The 25594-nt window shown below is 70.5% G+C and carries 20 protein-coding genes, 1 tRNA gene and 2 pseudogenes; 19 read left to right on the top strand and 4 right to left on the bottom strand.

What is annotated here, in order from left to right; genetic code table 11:
• The first annotated feature begins 14 nt into the window (after nucleotides 1-14).
• The 10 genes from AB0K92_RS09930 to AB0K92_RS09885 all read left to right on the top strand — a co-directional run bounded on the left by AB0K92_RS09930 (nucleotide 15) and on the right by AB0K92_RS09885 (nucleotide 12879).
• On the top strand, nucleotides 15-1976 hold the full coding sequence (locus tag AB0K92_RS09930) for a biotin carboxylase N-terminal domain-containing protein (RefSeq protein ID WP_365921149.1): 1962 nt from the start codon (nucleotides 15-17) through the stop codon (nucleotides 1974-1976).
• Nucleotides 1973-2914: a hydroxymethylglutaryl-CoA lyase gene (locus tag AB0K92_RS09925; RefSeq protein ID WP_365921147.1), complete on the top strand. Its 942-nt coding sequence runs from the start codon at nucleotides 1973-1975 to the stop codon at nucleotides 2912-2914. Before AB0K92_RS09930 ends, AB0K92_RS09925 begins: the two co-directional genes overlap by 4 nt.
• A gap of 6 nt (nucleotides 2915-2920) precedes the next feature.
• On the top strand, nucleotides 2921-4081 hold the full coding sequence (locus AB0K92_RS09920) for an acyl-CoA dehydrogenase family protein (protein ID WP_365921145.1): 1161 nt from the start codon (nucleotides 2921-2923) through the stop codon (nucleotides 4079-4081).
• A 152-nt stretch (nucleotides 4082-4233) separates the two neighbouring features.
• Nucleotides 4234-5475 carry a serine hydrolase domain-containing protein gene (locus AB0K92_RS09915; protein ID WP_365921143.1) on the top strand — a complete coding sequence of 414 codons (1242 nt, stop codon included), beginning with the start codon at nucleotides 4234-4236 and terminating at the stop codon, nucleotides 5473-5475.
• Between the two features lie 192 nt (nucleotides 5476-5667).
• Nucleotides 5668-6714, top strand: coding sequence for an ABC transporter substrate-binding protein (locus AB0K92_RS09910; protein ID WP_365921141.1), 1047 nt, complete (start codon nucleotides 5668-5670; stop codon nucleotides 6712-6714).
• 142 nt (nucleotides 6715-6856) lie between these two features.
• On the top strand, nucleotides 6857-7714 hold the full coding sequence (locus tag AB0K92_RS09905; protein WP_365921139.1) for a siderophore-interacting protein: 858 nt from the start codon (nucleotides 6857-6859) through the stop codon (nucleotides 7712-7714).
• 144 nt (nucleotides 7715-7858) lie between these two features.
• Nucleotides 7859-9301: a lysine decarboxylase DesA gene (desA, locus tag AB0K92_RS09900; RefSeq protein ID WP_365921137.1), complete on the top strand. Its 1443-nt coding sequence runs from the start codon at nucleotides 7859-7861 to the stop codon at nucleotides 9299-9301.
• Nucleotides 9285-10568 carry a SidA/IucD/PvdA family monooxygenase gene (locus AB0K92_RS09895; RefSeq protein ID WP_365921135.1) on the top strand — a complete coding sequence of 428 codons (1284 nt, stop codon included), beginning with the start codon at nucleotides 9285-9287 and terminating at the stop codon, nucleotides 10566-10568. Before desA ends, AB0K92_RS09895 begins: the two co-directional genes overlap by 17 nt.
• Nucleotides 10565-11113 carry a GNAT family N-acetyltransferase gene (locus AB0K92_RS09890; RefSeq protein WP_365921133.1) on the top strand — a complete coding sequence of 183 codons (549 nt, stop codon included), beginning with the start codon at nucleotides 10565-10567 and terminating at the stop codon, nucleotides 11111-11113. Before AB0K92_RS09895 ends, AB0K92_RS09890 begins: the two co-directional genes overlap by 4 nt.
• Complete coding sequence (locus AB0K92_RS09885; protein WP_365921131.1) at nucleotides 11110-12879, top strand: IucA/IucC family siderophore biosynthesis protein; 1770 nt, start codon at nucleotides 11110-11112, stop codon at nucleotides 12877-12879. The genes AB0K92_RS09890 and AB0K92_RS09885 overlap by 4 nt, the downstream gene beginning before the upstream one ends.
• 77 nt (nucleotides 12880-12956) lie before the next feature.
• Here AB0K92_RS09885 and AB0K92_RS09880 read toward each other — a convergent pair whose 3' ends face one another.
• On the bottom strand, nucleotides 12957-14654 hold the full coding sequence (locus AB0K92_RS09880; protein WP_365921129.1) for a beta-N-acetylhexosaminidase: 1698 nt from the start codon (nucleotides 14652-14654) through the stop codon (nucleotides 12957-12959).
• On the opposite strand from AB0K92_RS09880, the gene AB0K92_RS09875 reads away from it, so the two are divergent.
• The 3 genes from AB0K92_RS09875 to glmS all read left to right on the top strand — a co-directional run bounded on the left by AB0K92_RS09875 (nucleotide 14653) and on the right by glmS (nucleotide 17740).
• Nucleotides 14653-15546, top strand: coding sequence for a DUF4429 domain-containing protein (locus AB0K92_RS09875; RefSeq protein ID WP_365921127.1), 894 nt, complete (start codon nucleotides 14653-14655; stop codon nucleotides 15544-15546). The genes AB0K92_RS09880 and AB0K92_RS09875 overlap by 2 nt on opposite strands.
• Nucleotides 15547-15642: 96 nt before the next feature.
• Complete coding sequence (locus AB0K92_RS09870; protein WP_165998870.1) at nucleotides 15643-15900, top strand: hypothetical protein; 258 nt, start codon at nucleotides 15643-15645, stop codon at nucleotides 15898-15900.
• Nucleotides 15901-15922: 22 nt separating this feature from the next.
• Complete coding sequence (glmS, locus tag AB0K92_RS09865) at nucleotides 15923-17740, top strand: glutamine--fructose-6-phosphate transaminase (isomerizing) (protein WP_365921125.1); 1818 nt, start codon at nucleotides 15923-15925, stop codon at nucleotides 17738-17740.
• Nucleotides 17741-18173: 433 nt separating this feature from the next.
• Here the strand turns inward: glmS and AB0K92_RS09860 are convergent, their stop codons facing one another.
• The gene (locus tag AB0K92_RS09860) at nucleotides 18174-18701 is read right to left on the bottom strand and encodes a universal stress protein (RefSeq protein WP_165998874.1); all 528 of its coding nucleotides are present in this window, start codon (nucleotides 18699-18701) and stop codon (nucleotides 18174-18176) included.
• Between the two features lie 331 nt (nucleotides 18702-19032).
• On the opposite strand from AB0K92_RS09860, the gene AB0K92_RS09855 reads away from it, so the two are divergent.
• The 4 genes and pseudogenes from AB0K92_RS09855 to AB0K92_RS09840 all read left to right on the top strand — a co-directional run bounded on the left by AB0K92_RS09855 (nucleotide 19033) and on the right by AB0K92_RS09840 (nucleotide 21911).
• Nucleotides 19033-19335, top strand: coding sequence for a hypothetical protein (locus tag AB0K92_RS09855; RefSeq protein ID WP_365921122.1), 303 nt, complete (start codon nucleotides 19033-19035; stop codon nucleotides 19333-19335).
• Between the two features lie 384 nt (nucleotides 19336-19719).
• Nucleotides 19720-21002: pseudogene (locus AB0K92_RS09850) on the top strand (helix-turn-helix domain-containing protein).
• Nucleotides 21003-21120: 118 nt separating this feature from the next.
• A complete protein-coding gene (gene orn, locus AB0K92_RS09845) occupies nucleotides 21121-21729 on the top strand; it encodes an oligoribonuclease (RefSeq protein WP_365921120.1) in 609 nt (202 codons plus the stop codon).
• 109 nt (nucleotides 21730-21838) lie between these two features.
• Nucleotides 21839-21911, top strand: a tRNA-His gene (locus AB0K92_RS09840).
• Nucleotides 21912-21982: 71 nt separating this feature from the next.
• Here the strand turns inward: AB0K92_RS09840 and AB0K92_RS09835 are convergent.
• Together AB0K92_RS09835 and AB0K92_RS09830 are read right to left on the bottom strand one after the other, a co-directional pair.
• Nucleotides 21983-22087: pseudogene (locus AB0K92_RS09835) on the bottom strand (transcriptional regulator); the annotation flags it as partial.
• A gap of 316 nt (nucleotides 22088-22403) precedes the next feature.
• Complete coding sequence (locus AB0K92_RS09830; RefSeq protein WP_365921117.1) at nucleotides 22404-22991, bottom strand: TetR/AcrR family transcriptional regulator; 588 nt, start codon at nucleotides 22989-22991, stop codon at nucleotides 22404-22406.
• A gap of 95 nt (nucleotides 22992-23086) precedes the next feature.
• On the opposite strand from AB0K92_RS09830, the gene AB0K92_RS09825 reads away from it, so the two are divergent.
• Both AB0K92_RS09825 and AB0K92_RS09820 read left to right on the top strand, forming a co-directional pair.
• The gene (locus AB0K92_RS09825) at nucleotides 23087-23953 is read left to right on the top strand and encodes a hypothetical protein (RefSeq protein WP_365921115.1); all 867 of its coding nucleotides are present in this window, start codon (nucleotides 23087-23089) and stop codon (nucleotides 23951-23953) included.
• 982 nt (nucleotides 23954-24935) lie between these two features.
• Nucleotides 24936-25589, top strand: a complete 654-nt coding sequence (locus AB0K92_RS09820; RefSeq protein ID WP_365921113.1) for a hypothetical protein — start codon at nucleotides 24936-24938, stop codon at nucleotides 25587-25589.
• The last annotated feature ends 5 nt before the right edge of the window (nucleotides 25590-25594 follow it).

Genomic DNA, 25594 nt, shown 5'->3' with positions numbered 1-25594 from the left:
GGGGGTTCACGACCATGTTCGACACCGTTCTCGTGGCCAACCGCGGCGAGATCGCCGTGCGGGTCATCCGTACGCTGCGCGCGCTCGGCGTGCGCTCCGTGGCCGTCTTCTCCGACGCCGACGCCGACGCCAAGCACGTACGCGACGCCGACACGGCGGTGCGGATCGGCCCGCCGCCGGCCGCCGAGTCCTATCTGTCGGTGGAGCGGCTGCTCGAGGCCGCGGCCCGCACCGGCGCGCAGGCCGTCCATCCGGGGTACGGCTTCCTCGCCGAGAACGCCGCCTTCGCGCGCGCCTGCGCCGACGCGGGGCTGGTGTTCATCGGGCCGCCCGCCGACGCCATCGCCCTCATGGGCGACAAGATCCGCGCCAAGGAGACCGTCCGTGCGGCCGGGGTGCCGGTGGTGCCCGGCGGCCGGGACCCGGAGCTGGCCGAGGCGGCCCGCGAGCTGGGCGCGCCGGTGCTGCTGAAGCCGTCCGCGGGCGGCGGCGGCAAGGGCATGCGCCTGGTGCGCGACCTGGACCGGCTGGACGACGAGATCGCCGCCGCCCGCCGCGAGGCCCGCGTCTCCTTCGGCGACGACACGCTGCTGGTGGAGCGGTGGATCGACCGGCCCCGGCACATCGAGATCCAGGTGCTGGCCGACGCCCACGGCAACGTGCTGCACCTCGGGGAGCGCGAGTGCTCCCTGCAGCGCCGCCACCAGAAGATCATCGAGGAGGCGCCGAGCGTGCTCCTCGACGAGGCCACCCGCGCGGCGATGGGCGAGGCGGCGGTGCAGGCGGCCCGCTCCTGCGGGTATGTCGGCGCGGGCACGGTGGAGTTCATCGTCCCGGGCGGCGACCCCTCCCAGTACTACTTCATGGAGATGAACACCCGCCTCCAGGTGGAGCACCCGGTCACCGAGCTGGTCACCGGCCTGGACCTGGTGGAGTGGCAGCTGCGCGTCGCCGCCGGCGAGAAGCTGCCGTACGGGCAGGAGGACATCCGGCTCACCGGGCACGCCGTCGAGGCCCGGATCTGCGCCGAGGACCCCGCGCGCGGCTTCCTCCCCTCCGGCGGCACGGTGCTGCGGCTGCGCGAGCCCGAGGGCGACGGCGTCCGCACCGACTCGGGGCTCACCGAGGGCACGGAGGTCGGCAGCCTGTACGACCCGATGCTGTCCAAGGTGATCGCGTACGGCCCGGACCGCGCCACCGCCCTGCGCAGGCTGCGCGCGGCCCTCGCCGGGACGGTCACCCTGGGCGTGCAGACCAACGCCGGTTTCCTGCGCCGCCTCCTCGCCCATCCGGCGGTCGTCGCGGGCGAGCTGGACACCGGGCTCGTGGAGCGGGTCGTGGACGACCTGGTCTCCACGGACGTGCCGGAGGAGGTGTACGAGGCGGCGGCCGCCGTCCGGCTGGACGCGCTCAGGCCGCGCCAGGAGGGCGGCTGGACGGACCCGTTCTCGGTGCCGAGCGGCTGGCGCCTGGGCGGCGAGCACCGGCCCGTCGCCTTCCCCCTGCGGGTGCCGGGAACCGACCCCGTCACCCACGCCTGCCGGGGCGCGCACACCGTCACCGAGGACCGGGTGCACGTCACCCTCGACGGCGTCCGCCACACCTTCCACCGCGCGGGCGACTGGCTGGGCCGGGACGGCGACGCCTGGCAGGTCCGCGACCACGACCCGGTGGCCGCGTCCCTGGACCGGGCCGCCCACGCCGGCGCCGACTCCCTCACCGCGCCCATGCCCGGCACGGTCACGGTGGTGAAGGTCGCGGTCGGCGACGAGGTGACCGCCGGTCAGAGCCTGCTCGTCGTGGAGGCGATGAAGATGGAGCACGTCATCTCCGCCCCGCACGCGGGCACGGTCGCCGAACTGGACGTCACGCCCGGCACCGCGGTCGCCATGGACCAGGTGCTGGCGGTCATCACCCCGCACGAGGACACGTCCGCGGCCGCACCCGCGGGCGCGTCGAAGGAGGCTGCGCGATGACACCCGGCGCACTGCCCATGACCGTGCCCGCCGACGGCCTGCCCGCCCGCGTGCGGATCCACGAGGTCGGCGCCCGTGACGGTCTGCAGAACGAGCAGGCGACGGTGCCCGTGGAGGTCAAGGCGGAGTTCATCCGCCGCCTCGCCGACGCGGGCCTGACGACGATCGAGGCGACCAGCTTCGTGCACCCCAAGTGGGTGCCCCAACTGGCCGACGCGGAGGAGCTGTTCCCGCGGGTCAGGGACCTTCCCGTGGACCTGCCGGTGCTCGTGCCCAACGAGCGCGGCCTGGACCGCGCCCTGGCGCTGGGCGCCCGCCGGATCGCCGTGTTCGCCAGCGCCACCGAGTCCTTCGCGAAGGCCAACCTCAACCGCACGGTCGACGAGGCGCTCGCCATGTTCGAGCCGGTGGTCGGCCGGGCGAAGGCGGAGGGCGGGCACGTCCGCGGCTATCTGTCGATGTGCTTCGGCGACCCCTGGGAGGGCCCGGTGCCCGTCCCCCAGGTGGTCCGCGTCTGCCGGGCGCTGATGGACATGGGCTGCGACGAGCTGAGCCTCGGCGACACCATCGGCGTGGCCACGCCCGGCCATGTCACGGCACTGCTCAGCGCGCTCACCGCCGAAGGCGTCCCCGTGGACGCGCTGGGCGTGCACTTCCACGACACCTACGGCCAGGCGCTCGCGAACACCCTCGCGGCGCTCCAGCACGGGGTGACGACCGTCGACGCCTCCGCGGGCGGCCTGGGCGGCTGCCCGTACGCGAAGTCCGCCACCGGCAATCTCGCCACCGAGGACCTGGTGTGGATGCTGCGGGGCCTCGGCATCGACACCGGTGTCGACCTCGGCCGGCTCACCGCCACGAGCGTGTGGCTGGCCGGACACCTGGGCCGGCCCAGCCCGTCCCGCACCGTCCGAGCCCTCTCCCACAAGGAGCAGTGAACAACGATGGACCACCGTCTCTCCCCCGAGCTGGAAGAACTGCGCCGCACCGTGGAGGAGTTCGCGCACGACGTGGTGGCCCCGAAGATCGGCGACTACTACGAGCGGCACGAGTTCCCGTACGAGATCGTCCGCGAGATGGGCCGGATGGGCCTGTTCGGGCTGCCGTTCCCGGAGGAGTACGGCGGCATGGGCGGCGACTATCTCGCGCTGGGCATCGTGCTGGAGGAGCTGGCGCGGGTGGACTCCTCGGTCGCCATCACGCTGGAGGCGGGCGTCTCGCTGGGCGCGATGCCGATCCATCTGTTCGGCACCGAGGAGCAGAAGCGGCAGTGGCTGCCGCGGCTGTGCTCCGGCGAGATCCTGGGCGCGTTCGGGCTGACCGAGCCGGACGGCGGCAGCGACGCCGGGGCGACCCGGACGACCGCCCGCAGGGACCCGGCGACCGGCGAGTGGGTGATCAACGGCACCAAGTGCTTCATCACCAACTCGGGCACGGACATCACGGGTCTGGTCACGGTGACGGCGGTGACCGGCCGCAAGCCGGACGGCAAGCCGCAGATCTCCGCGATCATCGTCCCCTCCGGCACCCCGGGCTTCACGGTCGCCGCCCCGTACTCCAAGGTCGGCTGGAACGCCTCCGACACCCGCGAACTGTCCTTCGCGGACGTGCGGGTGCCCGCGGAGAACCTGCTGGGCGAGGAGGGCCGCGGGTACGCGCAGTTCCTGCGCATCCTGGACGAGGGCCGGATCGCCATCGCGGCGCTGGCGACGGGTCTGGCGCAGGGGTGTGTCGACGAGTCGGTCAGGTACGCGAAGGAACGTCACGCCTTCGGCCGCCCGATCGGGGCGAACCAGGCGATCCATTTCAAGATCGCCGATATGGAGATGAAGGCCCACACGGCGCGGCTCGCCTGGCGTGACGCGGCGTCCCGGCTGGTGGCCGGGGAGCCCTTCAAGAAGGAGGCGGCGCTGGCCAAGCTGTACTCGTCGACCGTCGCCGTCGACAACGCCCGCGACGCCACGCAGATCCACGGCGGCTACGGCTTCATGAACGAGTACCCGGTGGCCCGGATGTGGCGGGACTCGAAGATCCTGGAGATCGGCGAGGGCACGAGCGAGGTGCAGCGCATGCTGATCGCCCGGGAGCTGGGCCTGGTGAGCTGACATCCCGCCCGGGAGCGGAGCCCGCGGCGGTCTCCGGGGCCCCCGCCGGTTCGACGCGCGATCCGGCGGGGGCGCTCCTAGGCTGGTGGAGTACGGCCCGACGGGCCTGCGAGCAGGGCTACGGCGACACCCTCATGCGCTGGGAGCAGCCCATGACGTTCACGTCGAGACGACTTCGCAGGGGGGCTGTGGCCGCGGGAGCGGCGGCCGTTCTCCTGGTGCCGGTGACCGCGGCGACCGCGGCCCCCTCGGCCGGTGCCGTTCCCGCCGCCGTCACCCAGCCGGAACCCTCCCCGGGCGACGACTTCCGGGAGATCACCCCGCAGGTCCGGCAGCGGCTGGACACGGCGATCCAGCGGGTCATGCGCGAGGCGAACGTCCCGGGCGTCACGGTCGGGCTGTGGACGCCCGACAAGGGGGAGTACGAGCGCTCCTTCGGGGTGGCCGACAAGAGCACCGGCCGGCGGATGGCGCAGGACCTGTTCTGGCGGATCGGCAGCGAGACGAAGACGTTCACCGTCACGGCCGTGCTGCAACTGGTCGACCAGGGCAGGATCAGCCTGGACGACCCGATCAGCGAGTACGTCGACGGCGTGCCGAACGGTGACGAGATCTCCCTGCGCGAACTGGCCGGCATGCGCAGCGGGCTGTTCAACTACTCCGAGGACCCGGACTTCTTCAAGGCGCTGACGTCCGATCCGAACCGCGTCTTCACCCCGCAGCAGCTGCTGGACTACGCGTTCAAGCACCCCCCGATGTTCGAGCCGGGCGAGAAGTTCTTCTACTGCAACACCAATCTGATCCTGCTGGGCCTGGTCGTCGAGAAGGCCAGCGGCCAGCCCCTGCACGACTTCGTCCAGGAGAACGTCCTGGAGCCGGCCGGCATGACGGACACCGTGTTCCCGACGAACGCGGACTTCCCCGCACCGCACGCGCAGGGCTACACGAACCAGACCGCCTCCGGCAGGATCGAGGAATCCACGGACTGGAACCCGTCGTGGGCCTGGGCGGCCGGGGCGATGATCTCGAACCGGGACGATCTGCGCATCTGGGCGCGCACGGTGGCCACCGGCACCTTCCCCGACGGCTCCACGATGGTGGAACCGGCCACCCAGCGCGAGCGCCTGCGGACACCCTCGACCGGTATCCGGGGCGCCGGGTACGGTCTCGGCATCTTCGACGTCCAGGGCTGGATCGGCCACAACGGCTCGCTGCCCGGCTACGAGTCGCTGACCATCTATCTGCCCTCCGCGGAGGCGACCCTGGTCGTGCTCCTGAACACCGACGTCCTCGTCGGCAAGACGGAGCCGAGCACACTGTTCGGCGACGCCATCACGCGGATCGTCAGCCCGGACCACGTCTACAACCTGCCGGTCCCGCCGATGCCCAAGTGATCCTGATCATCTTCCGGACCGGCGTTTCGGCCAACGTCCCGTCAGGGTAGGCGCGTTGTGAGCGGCGCGCGGACCGTCTCGCTCACGCTCTCGAGCCAAGGGCTCCCCACCTCTGGACAAGATCTGAGGTTAGGCTAACCTACCTTCGAATTGTCCGGCGGCCCTCCGCCCTGTTCGAAAGCAGCCAGACTCATGTCCAACGCCCGTGCCACCCACCTCACCCGCCGCGGGATCCTCGCCGCCGGCGGTGCCCTCGGCCTCGGTGCCGTCCTCGCCGCCTGCGGTGACGAAGACAAGAAAAGCGGTGGCTCGGACTCGGCCGGTGCCGCCAAGCCCTCCGGTCCCTGGACGTTCAAGGACGACCGCGACAAGACCGTGAAGCTCGACAAGGTTCCCACGAACATCGTCGCCTTCACCGGTGTCGCCGCCGCGCTGTACGACTACGGCATCCAGGTCAAGGGCGTCTTCGGCCCGACCAAGACCCAGGACGGCAAGCCGGACGTCCAGGCCGGCGACATGGACATCAGCAAGGTCGAGATCCTCGGCAACGTCTGGGGCCAGTTCAACGTCGAGAAGTACGCGGCGCTGGCCCCCGAGGTCCTCATCACCACGATGTTCGACGACGCGGGCACCCTCTGGTACGTCCCCGAGGAGTCCAAGGACAAGATCGCGAAGCTGGCCCCGAGCGTCGCCGTCTCCGTCTACGACCGTCAGCTCACCCAGCCGCTGGAGCGGATGTGGGCGCTGGCCGAGTCGCTGGGCGCGGACCTGGAGGCCGACAAGGTCGTCAAGGCCAAGCAGGAGTTCGAGGCGGCGGCGGAGCGGCTGCGCAAGGCCGCGAAGTCCCGCCCCGAGATCAAGGTGATGGCCGGGTCCGCGAGCGCCGAGCTGTTCTACGTCTCCGGCACCAACCTCTCCATCGACCTGGAGTACTTCAAGGCGCTCGGCGTGAACTTCATCGAGCCGTCGGAGAAGTCCAAGGCCCAGGGCGGCGGCTGGTTCGAGAGCCTGAGCTGGGAGAACGTCGACAAGTACGACGCGGACATCATCATGATGGACGACCGTGCCCAGGCGATCCAGCCGTCGGCGATCACCGAGGCGACCTGGAAGAAGCTGCCCGCCGTGAAGGCCGGTCAGGTCATCGCCCGGTCGCCGGAGCCGATCCTGTCGTACGGCAAGTGCACGCCGCTTCTCACCAGCCTCGCCGAGGCCATCGAGAACGCGAAGAAGGTCAGCTGAAGTTCGCCCAGGGGGTGGGGCTGATGCCGGTCGGCGCCTGCGAGTCGTTCGGGGCCGGCCGCGCCCGCGCGGCGGAGCCGCATATCGATACAGCCCCGTGCCCCTGAGTGGGACCACTCACCCTCCGTCCATGGAGTCAGCCATGTCCACGGCCGTAGCCGCGCCGTTCCGTTTCTTCTCCCTTCAGGTCGTGCGGACGGAGCGGCTCGGGCCGTCTCTGGTCCGGGTCTCCTTCGCGGGGGACGACCTCGCCGGCTTCCACTCCGACGGGTGCGACCAGTCGCTGTCGCTGTTCCTGCCGCATCCGGGGCAGGAGGCGCCGGTCGTGCCCGTCGAGCTGGGCGAGGACTGGTGGAAGGGGTGGATGGCGCTGCCCGACGACGTGCGGGCGGTGATGCGCTCGTACACCCTGCGGTCGCTGCGCCGCGATCCCGACGAGATCGACATCGACTTCGTGCTGCACGGGGTCGAGCCGGACTCCGCCACCCCCGCCGGACCCGCCTCGCGGTGGGCCGCCCAGGCCTCCCCGGGTGACCGGGTGCTGGTGCTGGGCCCGGCGGTCGCGGACAACCGGGCGATCCGGTTCCGGCCCCCGGAGGACACCGACCTGGTGGTGCTCTGGGGCGACGAGACCGCACTCCCGGCGATCGCGGCGATCCTCGAGTCGCTGCCGGCCGGGCAGCGGGCGCGGGTGTGGCTGGAGGCCCAGGACCCCGGCAACGTCCTGGACCTGGCGACCGAGGCGGACGCCGAGGTGACGTGGCTGGTCCGGGAGCACGACCACGCCACCGAGTCCCCCCTGGCCCTCAGCGCCCTGCGCGACGCCCAACTGCCGCCCGCCGAGCACCCGTACGTCTGGATCGCGGGCGAGTCGGGCTCGGTCAAGGCGCTGCGCCGGCACTTCGTCGGGGAGCGCGGGATCGACCGGCGCCGGGTGACGTTCGTGGGCTACTGGCGACAGGGGCTCACCGAGGAGCAGTTGCGCGAGCAGGGCGAGTAAGTCCCCGCGGAGTGACGGAGGTTACCGGGCCCCGGCACTTGACCCATTCAACTTAGGTTAGGCTAGCCTAAGTAAGCCGGAGCCCCGGCCCGCCCCGGCCGCTCCTTCCGTCCGCTCGGCCAGTCCCCACCGGAGGACCTCCCCATGCGCTCGCACCTGCTCAATGACACGACCGCGGAGCAGTACCGCCGCTCCGTGACCGAAGGAGTCGAGCGGGTGGCCGCCAAACTCGCCACCACCCAGCGCCCGTTCACCGGCGTCTCGGTCGACGACCTGGCCCCCGTCATCGAGCGGATCGACCTGGACCGGCCGCTGCACGACACCACGGCGGTCCTCGATGAACTGGAGGACGTCTACCTCCGGGACGCGATCTACTTCCACCACCCCCGCTACCTCGCCCACCTCAACTGCCCCGTCGTCATCCCGGCCGTGCTGGGCGAGGCCATCCTCTCCGCCGTCAACTCCTCCCTGGACACCTGGGACCAGTCGGCCGGCGGCACCCTGATCGAGCGCAAGCTCATCGACTGGACCGCCGCCCGCATCGGGCTCGGCGAGAACGCCGACGGCGTGTTCACCTCCGGCGGCAGCCAGTCCAACCTCCAGGCGCTGCTGCTCGCCCGCGAGGAGGCCAAGACCAGCGACCTCGGGAAACTGCGCATCTTCGCCTCCGAGGTCAGCCACTTCAGCGTGAAGAAGTCGGCGAAACTGCTCGGCCTCGGCCAGGACGCCGTCGTGTCGATCCCCGTCGACCACGAGAAGCGCCTGCAGACCGTCGCGCTCGCCCACGAGCTGGAGCGCTGCGCGAAGGACGGCCTGGTCCCCATGGCCGTCGTCGCCACCGCCGGCACCACCGACTTCGGGTCCATCGACCCGCTCCCCGAGATCGCCGAGCTGTGCGAGCAGTACGGCACCTGGATGCACGTCGACGCCGCCTACGGCTGCGGACTGCTCACCTCGCTGAAGCGCCGCGACCTACTGACGGGCATCGGGCGGGCCGACTCGGTCACCGTCGACTACCACAAGTCCTTCTTCCAGCCGGTGAGTTCCTCCGCCCTGCTGGTCCGCGACGCGGCCACGCTGCGGCACGCCACCTACCACGCGGAGTACCTCAACCCGCGCCGGATGGTGCAGGAACGTATCCCCAACCAGGTGGACAAGTCCCTCCAGACCACCCGCCGCTTCGACGCCCTCAAGCTGTGGGTCACCCTGCGGGTGATGGGCGCCGACGGCATCGGACAGCTCTTCGACGAGGTCTGCGACCTCGCGCGGGAGGGCTGGAAGCTGCTGGCCGCCGACCCGCGCTACGACGTCGTCGTCGAACCCCGCCTGTCCACCCTGGTCTTCCGCTACATCCCGGCCACCGTCACCGACCCCGCCGAGATCGACCGCGCCAACCTCTACGCCCGCAAGGCCCTGTTCGCCTCGGGCGAGGCCATCGTCGCGGGCACCAAGGTGAACGGGCGCCACTACCTGAAGTTCACCCTGCTCAACCCTGAGACGAAGGCGTCCGACATCGCCGCCGTCCTCGACCTGATCGCCGGCCACGCCGAGCAGTACCTGGGAGACTCCCTTGACCGCGCTTCCTGAATCCACCACCAAGACCTACGACTTCGTGGGGATCGGACTCGGGCCCTTCAACCTCGGCCTCGCCTGCCTCACCGAGCCGATCGACGCACTCGACGGCGTCTTCCTGGAGTCGAAGCCCGACTTCGAGTGGCACGCCGGCATGTTCCTCGACGGCGCCCACCTCCAGACCCCGTTCATGTCGGACCTGGTCACCCTGGCCGACCCGACCTCGCCGTACTCCTTCCTGAACTACCTGAAGGAGAAGGGCCGGCTGTACTCGTTCTACATCCGCGAGAACTTCTACCCGCTGCGCGTCGAGTACGACGACTACTGCCGCTGGGCCGCCAACAAGCTGAGCAGCGTCCACTTCAACACGACCGTCACCGAGGTGACGTACGACGAGAGCGACGAGCTGTACGGGGTGACGACGGCCGCCGGTGAGACGTACCGCGCCCGCCACCTGGTCCTCGGCACCGGCACCCCGCCCTACATCCCGGAGTCCTGCCGGGGCCTGGGCGGCGACTTCATCCACAACTCGCGCTACGTCCAGCACCGGGCCGAGCTGGTGAAGAAGGAGTCGATCACGCTGGTCGGCTCCGGCCAGTCCGCCGCCGAGATCTACTACGACCTGCTCTCCGAGATCGACGTCCACGGCTACCGGCTGAACTGGGTCACCCGCTCCCCGCGGTTCTTCCCGCTGGAGTACACCAAGCTCACCCTGGAGATGACCTCCCCGGAGTACATCGACTACTTCCGGGCGCTGCCGGAGCGGACCCGCTACCGCCTCACCCAGGAGCAGAAGGGCCTGTTCAAGGGCATCGACGGCGATCTGATCAACGAGATCTTCGATCTGCTCTACCAGAAGAACCTCGGCGGCCCGGTCCCCACCCGCCTGCTCACCAACTCGGCGCTGACCAGCGCGACGTACGAGAACGGCACGTACACGCTGGGCTTCCGCCAGGAGGAGCAGGAGAAGGACTTCGAGCTGACCTCGGACGGCCTGATCCTCGCCACCGGCTACCGCTACGTCGAGCCCGCGTTCCTGAAGCCGATCCGCGACCGCCTGGTCTACGACTCCCAGGGCAGCTTCGACGTCGGCCGCAACTACGCCATCGACGTCACCGGCAGAGGCGTCTTCCTGCAGAACGCCGGCGTCCACACCCACAGCATCACCAGCCCCGACCTGGGCATGGGCGCCTACCGCAACAGCTACATCATCCGGGAGCTGCTCGGCAGCGAGTACTACCCGGTAGAGAAGACCATCGCGTTCCAGGAGTTCTCCGCATGAGCCGCACGACCTTCACGTTCCGCCCCCTCGACCCGCTGAAGGACGCCGAGCTCCTGCACGCCTGGGTCACCCACCCCAAGGCCGCGTTCTGGATGATGCAGGACGCGAAACTGGAGGACGTCGAGCGCGCGTACATGGAGATAGCCGCCGACGAGCACCACCACGCCCTGCTCGGTCTGAAGGACGGCGAGCCCGCCTTCCTGATGGAGAAGTACGACCCCGCGCACCGCGAGCTGGTCGGCCTGTACGAGGCGCGGCCCGGCGACGTCGGCATGCACTTCCTGACCCCGCCGACCGACAAGCCGGTGCACGGCTTCACCCGGTCCGTCATCACCGCCGTCATGACGCACCTCTTCGAGGACCCGGCCACGCAGCGGGTCGTCGTGGAGCCGGACGTGCGCAACAAGGCCGTGCACGCCCTGAACGAGGCCGTCGGCTTCGTCCCGGAGCGCGAGATCCAGAAGCCGGAGAAGAAGGCGCTGCTCAGCTTCTGCACCCGCGAGCAGTTCCACGCCGCCATCACCGCCGCGGAGGTGTCCGCATGAGCCTCGCCGACGCCGTCGCCCACCTCTCCCCCGAGCGCTGGGAGCAGGCCAACCGCCTGCTCATCCGCAAGGCCCTCGCCGAGTTCGCCCACGAGCGGCTGATCACCCCCGAGCAGGACGGGGAGGAGTACGTCGTCCGCAGCGACGACGGCCTGACCTCCTACCGCTTCCGTGCCGTGCGCCGCGCCCTCGACCACTGGCAGGTGGACGCCGCCTCCATCGCCCGCCACCGCGACGGGGCTGAACTGCCGCTCGCCGCGCTGGACTTCTTCGTCGAGCTGAAGGGCGCTCTCGGCCTGAGCGACGAGATCCTGCCGGTCTACCTGGAGGAGATCTCCTCCACCCTCTCGGGCACCTGCTACAAGCTCACCAAGGAGCAGATCCCGGCGGCGGAGCTGGCGGGCGCCGGCTTCCAGGCGATCGAGACGGGGATGACCGAGGGCCACCCCTGCTTCGTCGCCAACAACGGCCGCCTCGGCTTCGGCATCCACGAGTACCTGTCGTACGCCCCGGAGACCGCGAGCCCCGTGCGCCTGGTGTGGCTGGCCGCGCACCGCTCGCGCGCCGCGTTCACGGCCGGCGTCGGCATCGACTACGAGGACTTCTTCCGCCAGGAGCTGGGCGAGGAGACCGTCGGCCGCTTCCACGGCATCCTGCGCGACAAGGGCCTGGACCCGGCCGACTACCTGCTCATCCCGGTCCACCCCTGGCAATGGTGGAACAAGCTGACCGTCACCTTCGCCGCCGAGGTCGCCCGGCAGCACCTGGTGTGCCTGGGCGAGGGCGACGACGAGTACCTGGCCCAGCAGTCCATCCGGACCTTCTTCAACACCAGCCACCCCGAGAAGCACTATGTGAAGACGGCGCTGTCCGTCATCAACATGGGCTTCATGCGCGGCCTGTCCGCCGCCTACATGGAGGCCACCCCGGCGATCAACGACTGGCTGGCCCAGCTGATCGAGGGCGACCCGGTGCTGAAGTCCACGGGCCTGACGATCATCCGCGAGCGGGCGGCCGTCGGCTACCGGCACCTGGAGTACGAGAAGGCCACCGACCGCTACTCGCCGTACCGCAAGATGCTCGCCGCGCTGTGGCGGGAGAGCCCGGTGCCCTCGCTGCGGGACGGCGAGTCCCTGGCGACGATGGCCTCCCTGCTGCACGTCGACCACGCGGGCGCCTCCTTCGCGGGCGCGCTGATCGCCCGCTCGGGCCTGGCCCCCACCGAGTGGCTGCGCCGCTACCTGCGGGCCTACTACACCCCGCTGCTGCACAGCTTCTACGCCTACGACCTGGTGTTCATGCCGCACGGCGAGAACGTGATCCTGGTGCTGAGGGACGGCGTGGTCGAGCGGGCGATCTACAAGGACATCGCCGAGGAGATCTGCGTCATGGACCCGGACGCGGTGCTGCCGCCGGAGGTCCAGCGGATCCGCGCCGAGGTCCCCGAGGACAAGAAGCTGCTGTCCATCTTCACGGACGTCTTCGACTGCTTCTTCCGCTTCCTCGCCGCGAACCTCGCCACCGAGGGGATCCTGGCGGAGGACGACTTCTGGCGCACGGTCGCCGAGGTCACCCGCGAGTACCAGGAGGCGACGCCCGAACTCGCCGACAAGTTCGCGCAGTACGACATGTTCGCCCCCGAGTTCGCACTGTCCTGCCTGAACCGGCTCCAGCTGCGCAACAACCAGCAGATGGTCGACCTCGCGGACCCGTCCGGCGCGCTCCAGCTCGTCGGCACGCTGAAGAACCCGATCGCCGGGTTCTGACCGATCCCCTTGAAGGCCAGGCGGGCGCCCCGGAGTACGGTCCTCCGGGGCGCCCGTCCGCTGTGTCCGCGCCGTGGCTATGCCGCGGGCCAGTCGACCTGCGGAGACCTGTGGTAGCCGATGCCGAGCGCGTCCCAGCGCGGCGCCTGCGCCGCGAGCCGAGTCCGGTAGTCCTCCCAGTCGTGGGCGGCGGCCGGCGACCAGCCCAGCTCGGCGACGCCGGGCAGCCGGGGGAAGGCCATGTGGTCGATGTGCGCGGAGTTCTCGATCGTCTCCGTCCACAGCGGCGCCTCGACACCCCGGACGGCATCTTGCGGCACACCCGGCAGATAGGTGCCCGGGTCCCAGTCGTAGGACCGCTTCACCTCGACGTATCCGGCCCAGGACAGGCCGAGCGGGGTGGTGCGGTCGTACTTCATGTCGAGGTAGACCCGGTCGGCGGGCGACAGGACGATCCCGGTGCCGCTCCGCGCCGCCTTCGCCACCTCGGCCTTCTCCTCGTCGCTGGTGCGGTCCAGGCCCCAGTACTGGGCGAGCGCGCCCCGGGCCGGGCTCGCGCCGGTCAGCTGGTGCCAGCCGACGACGGTCTTGCCGTACCGCGCGACGACCGGCTGCACCCGCTCCATGAACCGCACGTAGTCGGCGTGGCTGGTGGAGTGCGCCTCGTCACCGCCGATGTGCAGGTACCGGCCGGGGGTGAGGGCGGCCAGCTCCCGGATCACGTCGTCCACGAAGTCGTACGTCACCTCCTTGGGCACGCACAGCGAGCTGAAGCCCACGGCGGTGCCGGTGTAGAGCGGGGGCGCCACGCCGTCGCAGTTCAGCTCGGCGTACGAGGCGAGGGCCGCGTGGGTGTGGCCGGGCATGTCGATCTCCGGCACGACCTCCAGATGGCGGGCGGCGGCGTAGCGCACGATCTCCCGGTACTGCTCCTTGGTGTAGTGGCCGCCGGGTCCGCCGCCGACCTCGGTGGAGCCGCCGTACTCGGCGAGGCGCGGCCAGGAGTCGACGGCGATGCGCCAGCCCTGGTCGTCGCTGAGGTGCAGGTGCAGCTTGTTGAACTTGTACAGCGCCAGCCGGTCGATGTACCGCTTGACTTCGTCGACGGTGAAGAAGTGGCGGGAGACGTCGAGCATGGCGCCGCGCCAGGGGTAGCGCGGGGTGTCCCGGATGGTGCCGCCCGCGACCGGCCAGGGGCCGGGCTGGACGGTGTCCTCCTCGACGGCGGCGGGCAGCAGCTGGCGCAGGGTCTGCACGCCGTAAAAGAGCCCGGCGGGCCGGGCGGCGGTGAGGGTGACGCCGGTGGGGCCGCTGTCGAGGCGGTATCCCTCGGCGCCGTAGGGGCCGTCGTGGGCGAGGCGCAGCCGGATGCCGCCGGCGCCCTGGCGGGTGACGGGCAGCGGGTAGCCGGTGGCGGGCCGCAGCAGGTCCGCGAGGTACTCACCGGCCGCGCGGGCCGCACGGGAGTCACCGACGCGGATGCCGGTGGTGCCGGTGATGCGGTACGGGGGTCCGGCCGGGGTGACCGAGGCGGGGGCCGGGATCACCTGGGCGAGCGGCCTGGGCTCGACCGGCGCGGGCGCCGGGGCCGCGCCGGAGGTGAAGAAGCCGGTCGCCGCGACCAGGAGCAGGGAACCGAGAAGGTGCAGGGAACCGGGAAGGTGCAGTCTGTGCCGTCTCACGCGCGCTCCCTTCGGAATGGGTATAGACCACTCTCCCGCAGGCCCGTCTCCGGCAGAACCCTCCGGGCGGAACCGGTGAAACAATCCCCCCATGGCGGAAATCCTTCAGAAGGACGGGACTTGGGTCTTCGACGGCGACGCCCTGCGGCTGACTCCCGGGCGCGACAAGAACGTCGGCCTGCTGCGCAGGACCCTGGGTGAACTCGTCGTCCCGCTCGGCGCCCTGGCGGGCATCTCCTTCGAGCAGGGCCGGAAGTCGGGGCGGCTGCGACTGCGGCTGCGCGACGGCGCCGACCCCCTGCTGCAGGCGACGGGCGGCCGTCTGACCGAGCCTCACGACCCCTACCAGCTGGTCGTCGAGCCGGACCGGTACGGCGTGGCCGAGTACTTCGCCGAGGAGGTGCGCAACGCCCTGCTGCTGGACCAGGTGCCGGCCGGCCCGGTCACCGGGTATCTGCTGCCGGGCCCGGCCGTGCCGCTGTCCGCCGCCGCCGGGGACGCCACGGCGAGCTTCGACGGCGAGCGGGTCCGGCTGGAGTGGAACTGGAAGACGGAGGACGCGAAGGCCGCCGCCGGCACCCGTGTGCTGCCGGTCGAGGACATCCTGGCCGTGGAGTGGCAGCCGGCGGCCGGGCTGGAGAACGGCTACCTGCGCTTCACCGTGCGCAACGCCCCCACCAAGCAGCCGCCCAAGTACGACCCGAACGCGGTCGAGCTGTGGGGCTTCAAGAAGGACCCGCTGATGGCCCTGGTCGCGGCGGCCGTCCAGGCCCGCCTGCCGCACCCGTCGGCACCCGCCGCCCTGTCCGCGCCCGCGCCCGCCGACGCCGCTCCGCTCCCCGGCCCGCGGCCCGTCCCGGCCGAGGACGACCACGACGCCCTGCTGCGCCGCCTGCGCGAACTGGGCGAGCTGCACCGCTCCGGGGTGCTCACGGACGACGAGTTCACGATGGCCAAGCAGGCGGTGCTCAAGCGCATGCAGTGAGCCGCACCACAGGCGCTGCCGCACCCACCCCTGAGCCCTGCCCGGAATCGGGCAGGATTCTTGCAAAACCCCTCCCCTTACTCCAGGATCTACCGGGTGCACGACGAACTGGTTGATCATCTGACGCGGTCCACGCCCCTCAGCCGGGGCGAGGCGCTGCGCGTGGTCCAGGACGTGCTCGCCTTCTTCGACGAGACGACCGAGGAGTACGTCCGTCGCCGCCACCGCGAGCTCCAGGCCCAGGGCCTGGTCAACGCGACGATCTTCGAGCGGATCGGGGCGGACCTCAAATACCGCGCGGTAGCCCCGCCGGAGCTGACGCTCAGGCAGCTGCGGCGGATCGTCTACGGCTAGAAACGGCTAGGAATACCCATATATGTGCGGAATCGTCGGATACATCGGCAAGCGGGACGTGGCACCCCTGCTCCTCGAAGGCCTGCAGCGCCTGGAGTACCGGGGCTATGACTCGGCCGGCATCGTGGTGACCTCCCCCAAGGCCGCCGGCCTGAAGATGGTCAAGGCCAAGGGCCGCGTGCGCGACCTGGAGGCCAAGGTCCCGGCCCGCTTCAAGGGCACCACGGGCATCGCCCACACCCGCTGGGCCACCCACGGCGCCCCCTCCGACGTGAACGCCCACCCGCACCTGGACGCCGGGGGCAAGGTCGCCGTCGTCCACAACGGCATCATCGACAACGCCTCCGACCTGCGCCGCAAGCTGGAGGCGGACGGCGTCGAGTTCCTCTCCGAGACCGACACCGAGGTCCTCGTCCACCTGATCGCCCGTTCGCAGGCCGAGAAGCTGGAGGACAAGGTCCGCGAGACCCTGCGCCTCATCGAGGGCACCTACGGCATCGCCGTCCTGCACGCCGACTTCCCGGACCGCATCGTCGTCGCCCGCAACGGCTCGCCGGTCGTCCTCGGCATCGGCGAGAAGGAGATGTTCGTCGCCTCGGACATCGCCGCCCTGGTCACCCACACGCGGCAGATAGTGACCCTGGACGACGGCGAGATGGCCACGCTGAAGGCCGACGACTTCCGTACGTACACCACGGAGGGCACCCGGACCACGGCCGAGCCGACCACCGTGGAGTGGGAGGCCGCCTCCTACGACATGGGCGGCCACGACACCTACATGCACAAGGAGATCCACGAGCAGGCCGAGGCCGTGGACCGCGTGCTGCGCGGCCGGATCGACGACCGCTTCTCCACCGTGCACCTCGGCGGCCTCAACCTGGACGCCCGCGAGGCCCGCCGGATCCGCCGGGTGAAGATCCTCGGCTGCGGCACCTCGTACCACGCGGGCATGATCGGCGCCCAGATGATCGAGGAGCTGGCCCGCATCCCCGCGGACGCCGAGCCGGCCTCCGAGTTCCGCTACCGCAACGCGGTCGTCGACCCGGACACCCTGTACATCGCCGTCTCCCAGTCCGGTGAGACGTACGACGTCCTCGCCGCCGTCCAGGAGCTGAAGCGCAAGGGCGCCCGGGTGCTGGGCATCGTGAACGTGGTGGGCTCCGCCATCGCCCGCGAGGCCGACGGCGGCATCTACGTGCACGCGGGCCCGGAGGTCTGCGTGGTCTCCACCAAGTGCTTCACCAACACCTGCGTCGCCTTCGCCCTGCTCGCCCTGCACCTCGGCCGCACCCGCGACCTGTCGGTGCGTGACGGCAAGCGGATCATCGAGGGCCTGCGCAAGCTGCCCGGCCAGATCGCCGAGATCATGCGGCAGGAGGCGGAGATCGAGAAGCTGGCCAAGGCCTACGCCGACGCCCGCTCGATGCTCTTCATCGGCCGCGTCCGGGGCTACCCGGTCGCCCGCGAGGCCTCCCTGAAGCTCAAGGAGGTCTCCTACATCCACGCTGAGGCCTACCCGGCCTCCGAGCTGAAGCACGGCCCGCTGGCCCTGATCGAGCCGGCCCTCCCCACGGTCGCGATCGTCCCCGACGACGACCTGCTGGAGAAGAACCGCGCCGCCATGGAGGAGATCAAGGCCCGCAGCGGCAAGATCCTCGCGGTCGCCCACCAGGAGCAGGAGAAGGCCGACCAGACCATCCTCGTCCCCAAGAACGAGGACGAACTCGACCCGATCCTCATGGGCATCCCCCTCCAACTCCTCGCCTACCACACGGCCTTGTCCCTGGGCCGCGACATCGACAAGCCGAGGAACCTGGCCAAGTCGGTGACGGTGGAGTAGAGCGCCCTCCAGGGGCGCGGGGCTGTACCGATACGCGGCTCCGCCGCGCGGGCGCGACCAGCCCCCACCGCCCCGCAGCGGGCCCACGCACGAAAACGGACCCCCACGTGTCGCCCCAGACACGGGGGGTCCGTTTCCTGCGCGCCGGGGCACCGACACCCCGGCCGGCGCGGCTAGCCGGTAGCCGTCACACCCCGGCCTGCCGCACACCGAGGCAGCCCCGTCCGAGAGCGAGTCGGCCGGCGATGGTGGTAGTGCTTCCCGCGGAGACGTCGTGGTCCACGGCGGGCTCCCTTCGCGCATGTGCGGTGGTGCGGTGACCGGTATATGCCCTTCACAAGAGCACAAACACATCCACGAGTAAGCGGATTCTTCCGGCGCACAAAGGGAGTTGAGACTTCCCAGGGCTCATCTCGCCCGGGACGAAGGGGACTTACGGGATCACGACGACGGGGCGCTTCGCCCGCTTGGCCAGCCGTCCGGCGACCGAGCCGAAGATCCGGCCGACGATGCCGTGCGTGGAGCCGACGACGATCGCGTCCGCCTCGTACTCCCGCCCGACTTCTTCCAGTTCGTGACAGATGTCGCCACCGCGCTCGACCAGGATCCAGGGCACCTCGGCGAGATAGTCCGCGCAGGCCAGCTCCAGACCCAGCACCTCGGTGCGGTGGTCGGGGACGTCGACGAAGACGGGCGGCTCGCAGCCCGCCCACACCGTGGTCGGCAGCCGGTTGGCCACATGGACGATGATCAGGCCGGACCGGGAACGCTGGGCCATGCCGATCGCGTACGCCAGGGCGCGCTCACTGGACGTGGAGCCGTCGAAGCCGACGACGACGCCGTGCTTGAAGGCGGGGTCGCACGCGTGGCGCGCCTCTTCCGCCGCCAGGGGCTCGGCCGCCGTGGGATCGGCGACGGGCCGCTTGCGGTCCGCGGGTTCGAAGAATTCGTGACCGGCCATGGCTGTCTCGGCGTTGTGATCCTTTATGGGTGGGGACGACACACTGGGCGACGGCAATGTGCGGCGGAGCTGTGTCCGGGAATCATCTTCCCAACCCCATACCCCCAAGGGTACGGCGGCACGCCTCCTTAGCCCAGATCCCGCGCACCGTCCGTGGGCGGTTCACCGGAGCATGCACGAGGGTGCGCCCGTAACGCAATGGTTGCTGCCCCGTACAGGCGGTTTGCGCGAGATTCAGGCCACGGCCAGGTGACCGACCGGCCAACCGGCCGTTGATCACCGTGAACCATCCCCGCGCACCGTCCGGGGAGCGGCACAGGGAGCACACCACATGTCCTCACAGTCCGGGCCGGACAGTGTGACCGACGTCGTCCGCTGGGCGGCGTTCAGCTGTGTCCTCGTCCCGGTGGTGCTCCTCTGGTACGGCACGTCGCTCGCCGGCGCGGCGGGCACCGCGCTCGGTCTCGCCGCCGTCACCGCCGTCTGCCGGCTGCTGCTGCGCCGCTCCGAGCGGCGCGCGGCGCGGCCGCTCGCGGAGGACCCCGCTCCGCACCGCGGCCGGCACCACCGGACGGGCACCGGGGCGCACCGCGGCGGGCGGCCCGGCGGGCGCGGAAATACACCGGGCGGCTGACCGGTTTCCGCGCACGCGCCCGTATCTTTTCAGCCAACTTCTGGATGTCGTGCATCCCCCGTCCTGAGCACCCCCCACGCCCCGTTTGACCTGCACGGAAAGGGTCTCCGGTGCCGCGCGCACCCTACGCGCTTTGGCCACTGCGACGAGGCGCACTTCCCTGCACGGCCCGCGAGTGCAACGCTTCGTGATCGAATGCTTTACGCCAAGTTGCCAAGTCGACAATGTGCCTGGTGCCGAACTGGCCACCCCGGCACGGCGTGACGCAGTAGATTCGATTTCGATCTTGACTGTCTTACGGCGGGGGACTCGTGCAGGACCGAGGGGAAACGTGCAGGAGCGACACAACCGAGGAGCCGCGACCACCGAGGGGGGCTTAGCAGGATGAGCCACGACTCCACTGCCGCGCCGGACGCCGCGGCCCGGAAGCTCTCCGGGCGACGCCGCAAGGAGATCGTCGCGGTGCTGCTGTTCAGCGGCGGCCCCATCTTCGAGAGTTCCATACCGCTGTCGGTGTTCGGGATCGACCGCCAGGACGCCGGCGTGCCGCGCTACCGCCTGCTGGTCTGCGCCGGCGAGGAAGGTCCGCTGCGGACCACGGGGGACTGGAACTCACCGCACCGCATGGCCTGGAGGCGATATCGCGGGCGGGCACGGTCGTCGTGCCGGCCTGGCGGTCGATCACCTCGCCGCCGCCGGAGGAAGCGCTCGACGCACTGCGCCGGGCGCACGAGGAAGGCGCCCGCATCGTCGGGTTGTGCACCGGTGCCTTCGTCCTCGCCGCGGCAGGCCTGCTGGACGGCCGTCCCGCGACCACACACTGGATGTACGCGCCGACGCTGGCCAAGCGCTATCCGTCGGTGCACGTGGATCCGCGCGAACTCTTCGTCGACGACGGAGACGTCCTGACGTCGGCGGGCACCGCGGCCGGCATCGATCTGTGTCTGCACATCGTGCGGACCGACCACGGCAACGAGGCGGCCGGGGCCCTGGCCCGCCGCCTGGTGGTGCCGCCGCGCCGGAGCGGAGGCCAGGAACGCTACCTGGACCGCTCTTTACCGGAGGAGATCGGCGCCGACCCGCTCGCCGAGGTCGTCGCCTGGGCGCTGGAACACCTCCACGAGCAGTTCGACGTGGAGACGCTGGCGGCCCGCGCGTACATGAGCCGGCGCACCTTCGACCGCCGGTTCCGGTCGCTGACGGGCAGCGCCCCGCTCCAGTGGCTGATCACCCAGCGGGTGCTCCAGGCGCAACGCCTGCTGGAGACGTCGGACTACTCGGTGGACGAGGTGGCGGGCCGCTGCGGCTTCCGCTCCCCCGTCGCGCTGCGCGGCCACTTCCGCCGTCAGCTCGGCTCGTCCCCGGCGGCGTACCGCGCCGCGTACCGGGCGCGCCGGCCGCAGGGTGAGAAGCAGACGGACCCGGAGACCACGCCGGCGCAGAACTCGTCCGGCCTGGGCATGGGCGCAGGTCAGCAGGGTCCGGGCGGCGCCGGCCAGTCCGGGCACGCCGCCGCGCACCACCACCAGGACCACCCGGTCCCGCTCCAGGCGCGCCGCACGGCGGCCGCGAGCGCGGTGGGCTCCTCCGCGTCGATGCCGGCGGACCACCGCGACGCGTATGTGCCGTCCCGCGTCGGCCTGCCGGGCCAGCGCAGCGGAACGTGACCGTGTGACCGCACCGCGGGGCCACGAGGAACCTCCTCGTGGCCCTTCGGCGTCTGCGGGGCGCTGCCGCGCCCGACGCGGGGGATCCGGCGCCGGCGGTCGGCCGTAATGTGGACGCATGAACGATCGCATGGTGTGGATCGACTGCGAGATGACCGGCCTCTCGCTGTCCGACGACGCGCTCATCGAGGTGGCCGCCCTCGTCACCGACTCGGAGCTGAACGTGCTCGGCGAGGGTGTGGACATCGTCATCCGTCCGCCGGAGCGGGCGCTGGAGACGATGCCGGAGGTGGTGCGGGAGATGCACACCGCGTCCGGGCTGCTCGCGGAGCTCCCGAACGGTACGACGCTGGCGGACGCCGAGGAGCAGGTCCTCGCGTACATCCGCGAGCACGTCAAGGAACCGGGCAAGGCCCCGCTGTGCGGCAACTCGGTCGGCACGGACCGCGGCTTCCTCCTGCGGGACATGCCGACCCTGGAGGACTACCTCCACTACCGGATCGTCGACGTCTCGTCGATCAAGGAGCTGGCGCGCCGCTGGTACCCCAGGGCGTACTTCAACGCTCCCGAGAAGAACGGCAACCACCGGGCGCTCGCCGACATCCGCGAGTCCATCGCCGAGCTGCGCTACTACCGCGAGGCGATCTTCGTCCCCCAGCCCGGACCCGACTCGGACACCGCGAAGACGATCGCCGCCAAGCACGTCCTCCCTGCTCAGCAGGGCTGACGAGGCCCGTGGGAGGGGCGCCGCGGAATGTGTGCGCGAGCACCCCTTCGGACCCTGTACACTTTTTCTCGGCCGGTCGGGGAAACGACAACGTCAACCGCCGGTCATGGTGGGTGTAGCTCAGCTGGTAGAGCACCTGGTTGTGGTCCAGGATGCCGCGGGTTCGAGTCCCGTCACTCACCCTGAACGATCAGCCGGTGACCTTCGAAAGAGGATCACCGGCTGATCGCGTTTCCGGCCCCCGGACCCCGTCTCAGTGCAGCGCCTCGATCGCACGGAGAACCAGCGCCCTCGCGTCACCGCCGTACACGGCCATGGCGCGCAGCTGCTCGAACGCCTTGACGTACAGGGCGACCTGCCGCGCGCCTGCGCCCACTCCGCCGTCACACGGGCCCGCCTCCACCTCAGCCGGCCACCTGTCGATCATGCGGCGCACCCTGATGGAGTGGCCTCCTCGTCACGAACCGTCGGCTCGATGGTCACGCGCTCAGTGACGCTGTCGTCGGGTCTCCTAAGCCTCTGCCTGGCCATTGGTCAACTGCCGTCCGCTGGATACTGCCAGTGCCAGGGCAGCACCGGCGGCCGCCGGAGAGTGCGGCCACTGTGCTCGAGCACCGGCGGCGCGCAGTCATCCGGCAAGGGACCACCGTCCATCACGGCCTCTCAGGCGTTTCTCAAGAGGTTGCGTCCGGCCGTCGTGACGGGGGCGGGGGTGGGGCGAACGGCAGTCCGGCCACAGCGCGAAACACCTCTTCAGGGTCCCGGTCGCCCAGCGGGCGGTCCAGGTTTCCGGCGAGGAGGAGCGTCGCGAAGCCGTGGGCCAGTGACCAGGCGGACATGAAGGCCAGTTCCAGGTCGGTGCCACCACGGGCCGCGACGCCCTTGCGTAGCCGCTGAGCTGTGCCTTCTCTCGCCGCGACAAGTGCCGGGTCGTCGGTGCGCAACAGTTCCGGACGGAACATCACCTGGAAGTGCGCCGGATGCTGGATCGCGAAGCGGACGTAGCGAGCTCCCAGGTCGCGTAGGTCCTGTGCGTCCGCCAGCGTCTGCGTGAGCAGGATGTGTCCCTCGGTGGCGATGGCGGTCAGCAGTCCGGTCCGGTCCGTGAAGTGGTGGGCCGGGGCGGCATGCGAGACGCCGGCCCGGCGGGCGAGATCGCGCAGGCTCAGGGCAGACGGTCCGTCGGCGGCGATGACGTCGAGGGCCGCGGCGAGGACGGCGCGCCGCAGATTGCCGTGGTGGTACGGGCGCTGGCTGGTCATGGCAACCAGGCTACGCGGGATCTAGACATTGACAAGTTTCAGGTCGGCGAGCAATCTAGTCAGCGTCAAGTTCTGGGCGGCTACGAGGAGGAACAATGCCGCAAGACCTGGGCCGTGTACGGCATATGTGGCATCTGCTGGAACCTCTGCATGCCGTGCTCTACTACGCGCCGGAGGCTTTCGAGGAGGCCGCCGCGCTCGGCTTCGCGACCGATACGCGATGGCCGAGCTACTTCCCGTACCGGGCCGCGCCCCTCGGGCCAGTACGCCCCGGGCAGATCGCGTCGGTCTTCTACAGCTTCAGCCCGCGGACGGTCGAGCGGTATACCGCCCGCGTTTGGGAGACCGCCGCACCGGGCGATGTGCTCGCTGCCCGGTCCCGGGCGGTCGACCGGACCTACCGCAGGTTGCTCGGCAAGCGCATTGGCAGCCCGGAGCTCGCCGAGGCCGCAGCGCTCGCCCGCCAGGCCGCCGAGGCCGCGGTGACCGCCGGACGGCCGCTCGCCGCTGCCAACGCCGTACTGGAATGGCCCGACGCGCCGCAGCTACGGCTGTGGCACGCCGCGACCGTGTTGCGCGAGCACCGCGGCGACGGGCATCTGGTCGCTCTGCTCACCGCCGGCCTCGATCCGGTCGAGGCGCTGGTGTCCTTCGCCGCCATAGGCGCCGCATCCGACAGGACGTTCCAAAGCCGGGGCTGGAGCGCCGAGGAATGGGCCGCCGCCCGCGAACGGCTGGCCGCTCGAGGCCTGCTGCACTCCGACGGCACCGCTACCCCCGCCGGCCGCCGGTTGCGAGCGGAGATCGAACGGCGCACGGACGAACTTGCTGCCGGACCCTGGACCGCCCTCGGTGAGGAGGCCACGGCCCGGCTCGCTGATCTCCTGGGCGAGTTCTGGGTCGCCGTGCTTGGCTCTGGTCTGCTGCCGTCAGAGACGACGCTGGGCATCGGCAAGGTGTGACACCCACAGCGGACGGCCAGCGCGGTCCGAACCGAGCATGCCTGCAACAACTGAAACACTCACTGCCTCGGTTGAAGCGATCAGTCACGCCAACCACAGGCATTGACGATTACTCCGTGTCCTCGCCGGGCGTGAGCTCTTCGTCCCGAAGTAACTGGGACGGGGTGCTGCCTTGTGGTCACTGGACGTCTCCTGCGTCGAGGGTCCACAGGCGTTCGCGCTCGTCCGCCGATGTTCGTCAGCGTTGTCACGCAGTTAGACACTCACTCCCGCGCCTCCGGCTCAGTTCCTGCGGCGCGCCCTCTTTTTCAGCTCGGCTTGGCCGCGCTTCGTCCAGTCACCTTGGTGGAGGTAGCAGCGCGAGGTGCCCCTCACTGTCTTGTTCTGGCAGCGGCCACCGGCCGCCGTTGGCCGACCGCACTTCCCTTGCTTCCACTCGCCCACCGTCCACCCCCGGTAGTCCAGCTCACCTGTCGACAACCAGGGTGCGTGGCCGTGCAGACGTAGGGGAGGGCGCATGGCAAGCGGCTCCCGGGGCCCGACGCGCACGCGGTCAGTACACCCGTCGCATCTCCTTGATGTGCAGGCTTTCTGCCAGTGAACTTGTGCGGAGGCTCCCCGCTGGCCAGAACGGCAGCGAAGAGGCCAAGGCGAGGTACAGGGAACTGACAGGGAACGAGCTTCCTGACGGTTGCACCGTGGTTCGCCGGTGGCTCTACGAGACCGCGGCCTGAGCGGAGGGCACTGCGGCCTCTCATTTCCTGTGCAGTGCCGACGGAGCTGCTGCAAAACCCGCCGGGATTCGTACCGCAAACACCCGTTTTAGGAGAGCGGTGCTCTGTCCTCTGCGCGGGCTACGAAGGCAGGGGTGTGGGCGGGCTGGGGTGCCCGGCACACCGATCAGTCGGTCGCCGGACCGGGGGGCTGCGCCCGTCACGGCTCGCCCCCCGGATTGTCAGTGGCCGCTGACAGGATGGCGATCATGAGCCGGATCATCTCCTACAACACCGCCGACAAGGCCGACGTCCTCTCCTTCCTCGGCGCCGCCGGGAACCTCACCGCCGATCAGGAACGCGTGCTGGGCATGGTGCGCGAGCGGGCGCGCAGGAGTCAGGAGGAGCTCGACCGGCAGGGCGTCGACTGGGGTCTCGCCATACCCGACGCGCTGGAGCACCTCGTGGCCGGGCGGGCCGACTCGGACGCCTCCTACGCGGCCGGTGCCTATCACCGCGCGCTGCAGCACATCATCGACTGCAACGGCTCCGACCCCGCCGAGCTGGGCGTGTACTCCAAGCCCTCCACCTTCTTCGGCCTGCTCGACGACGAGCTGAGCCGCTGCGGGGTGAGCGGAGACCTCCTCTTCCACCCGTATCTCTTCTCCGGTCCGCCGCAGGAGATCCCCTTCCGGATCCCGTATCCGGTGGACGGACCGCACATCGGCATGTTTCCGCTCGCCAAGGCCAAGCCGGCCGCCGACGCCTACCGCGCGGTGCTCGACCGGGTGCAGGAGAGCTTCCGGTACGACCTGCGGGAGCTGATCGAGAAGCTGGAGTTCGAGCACTCCGAGTGGGAGTACGCGACGGCGGAGATCGATTGGTACACCCAGGACACGATCTTCTTCTCGATCACGGGCTGATCCGT

Source organism: Streptomyces sp. NPDC052687 (genome assembly GCF_040678395.1).
Taxonomy (GTDB): Bacteria; Actinomycetota; Actinomycetes; order Streptomycetales; family Streptomycetaceae; genus Streptomyces.
The sequence above is the reverse complement of the archived record's forward strand: the minus strand, read 5'-3'. Positions and strand labels throughout refer to the sequence as shown.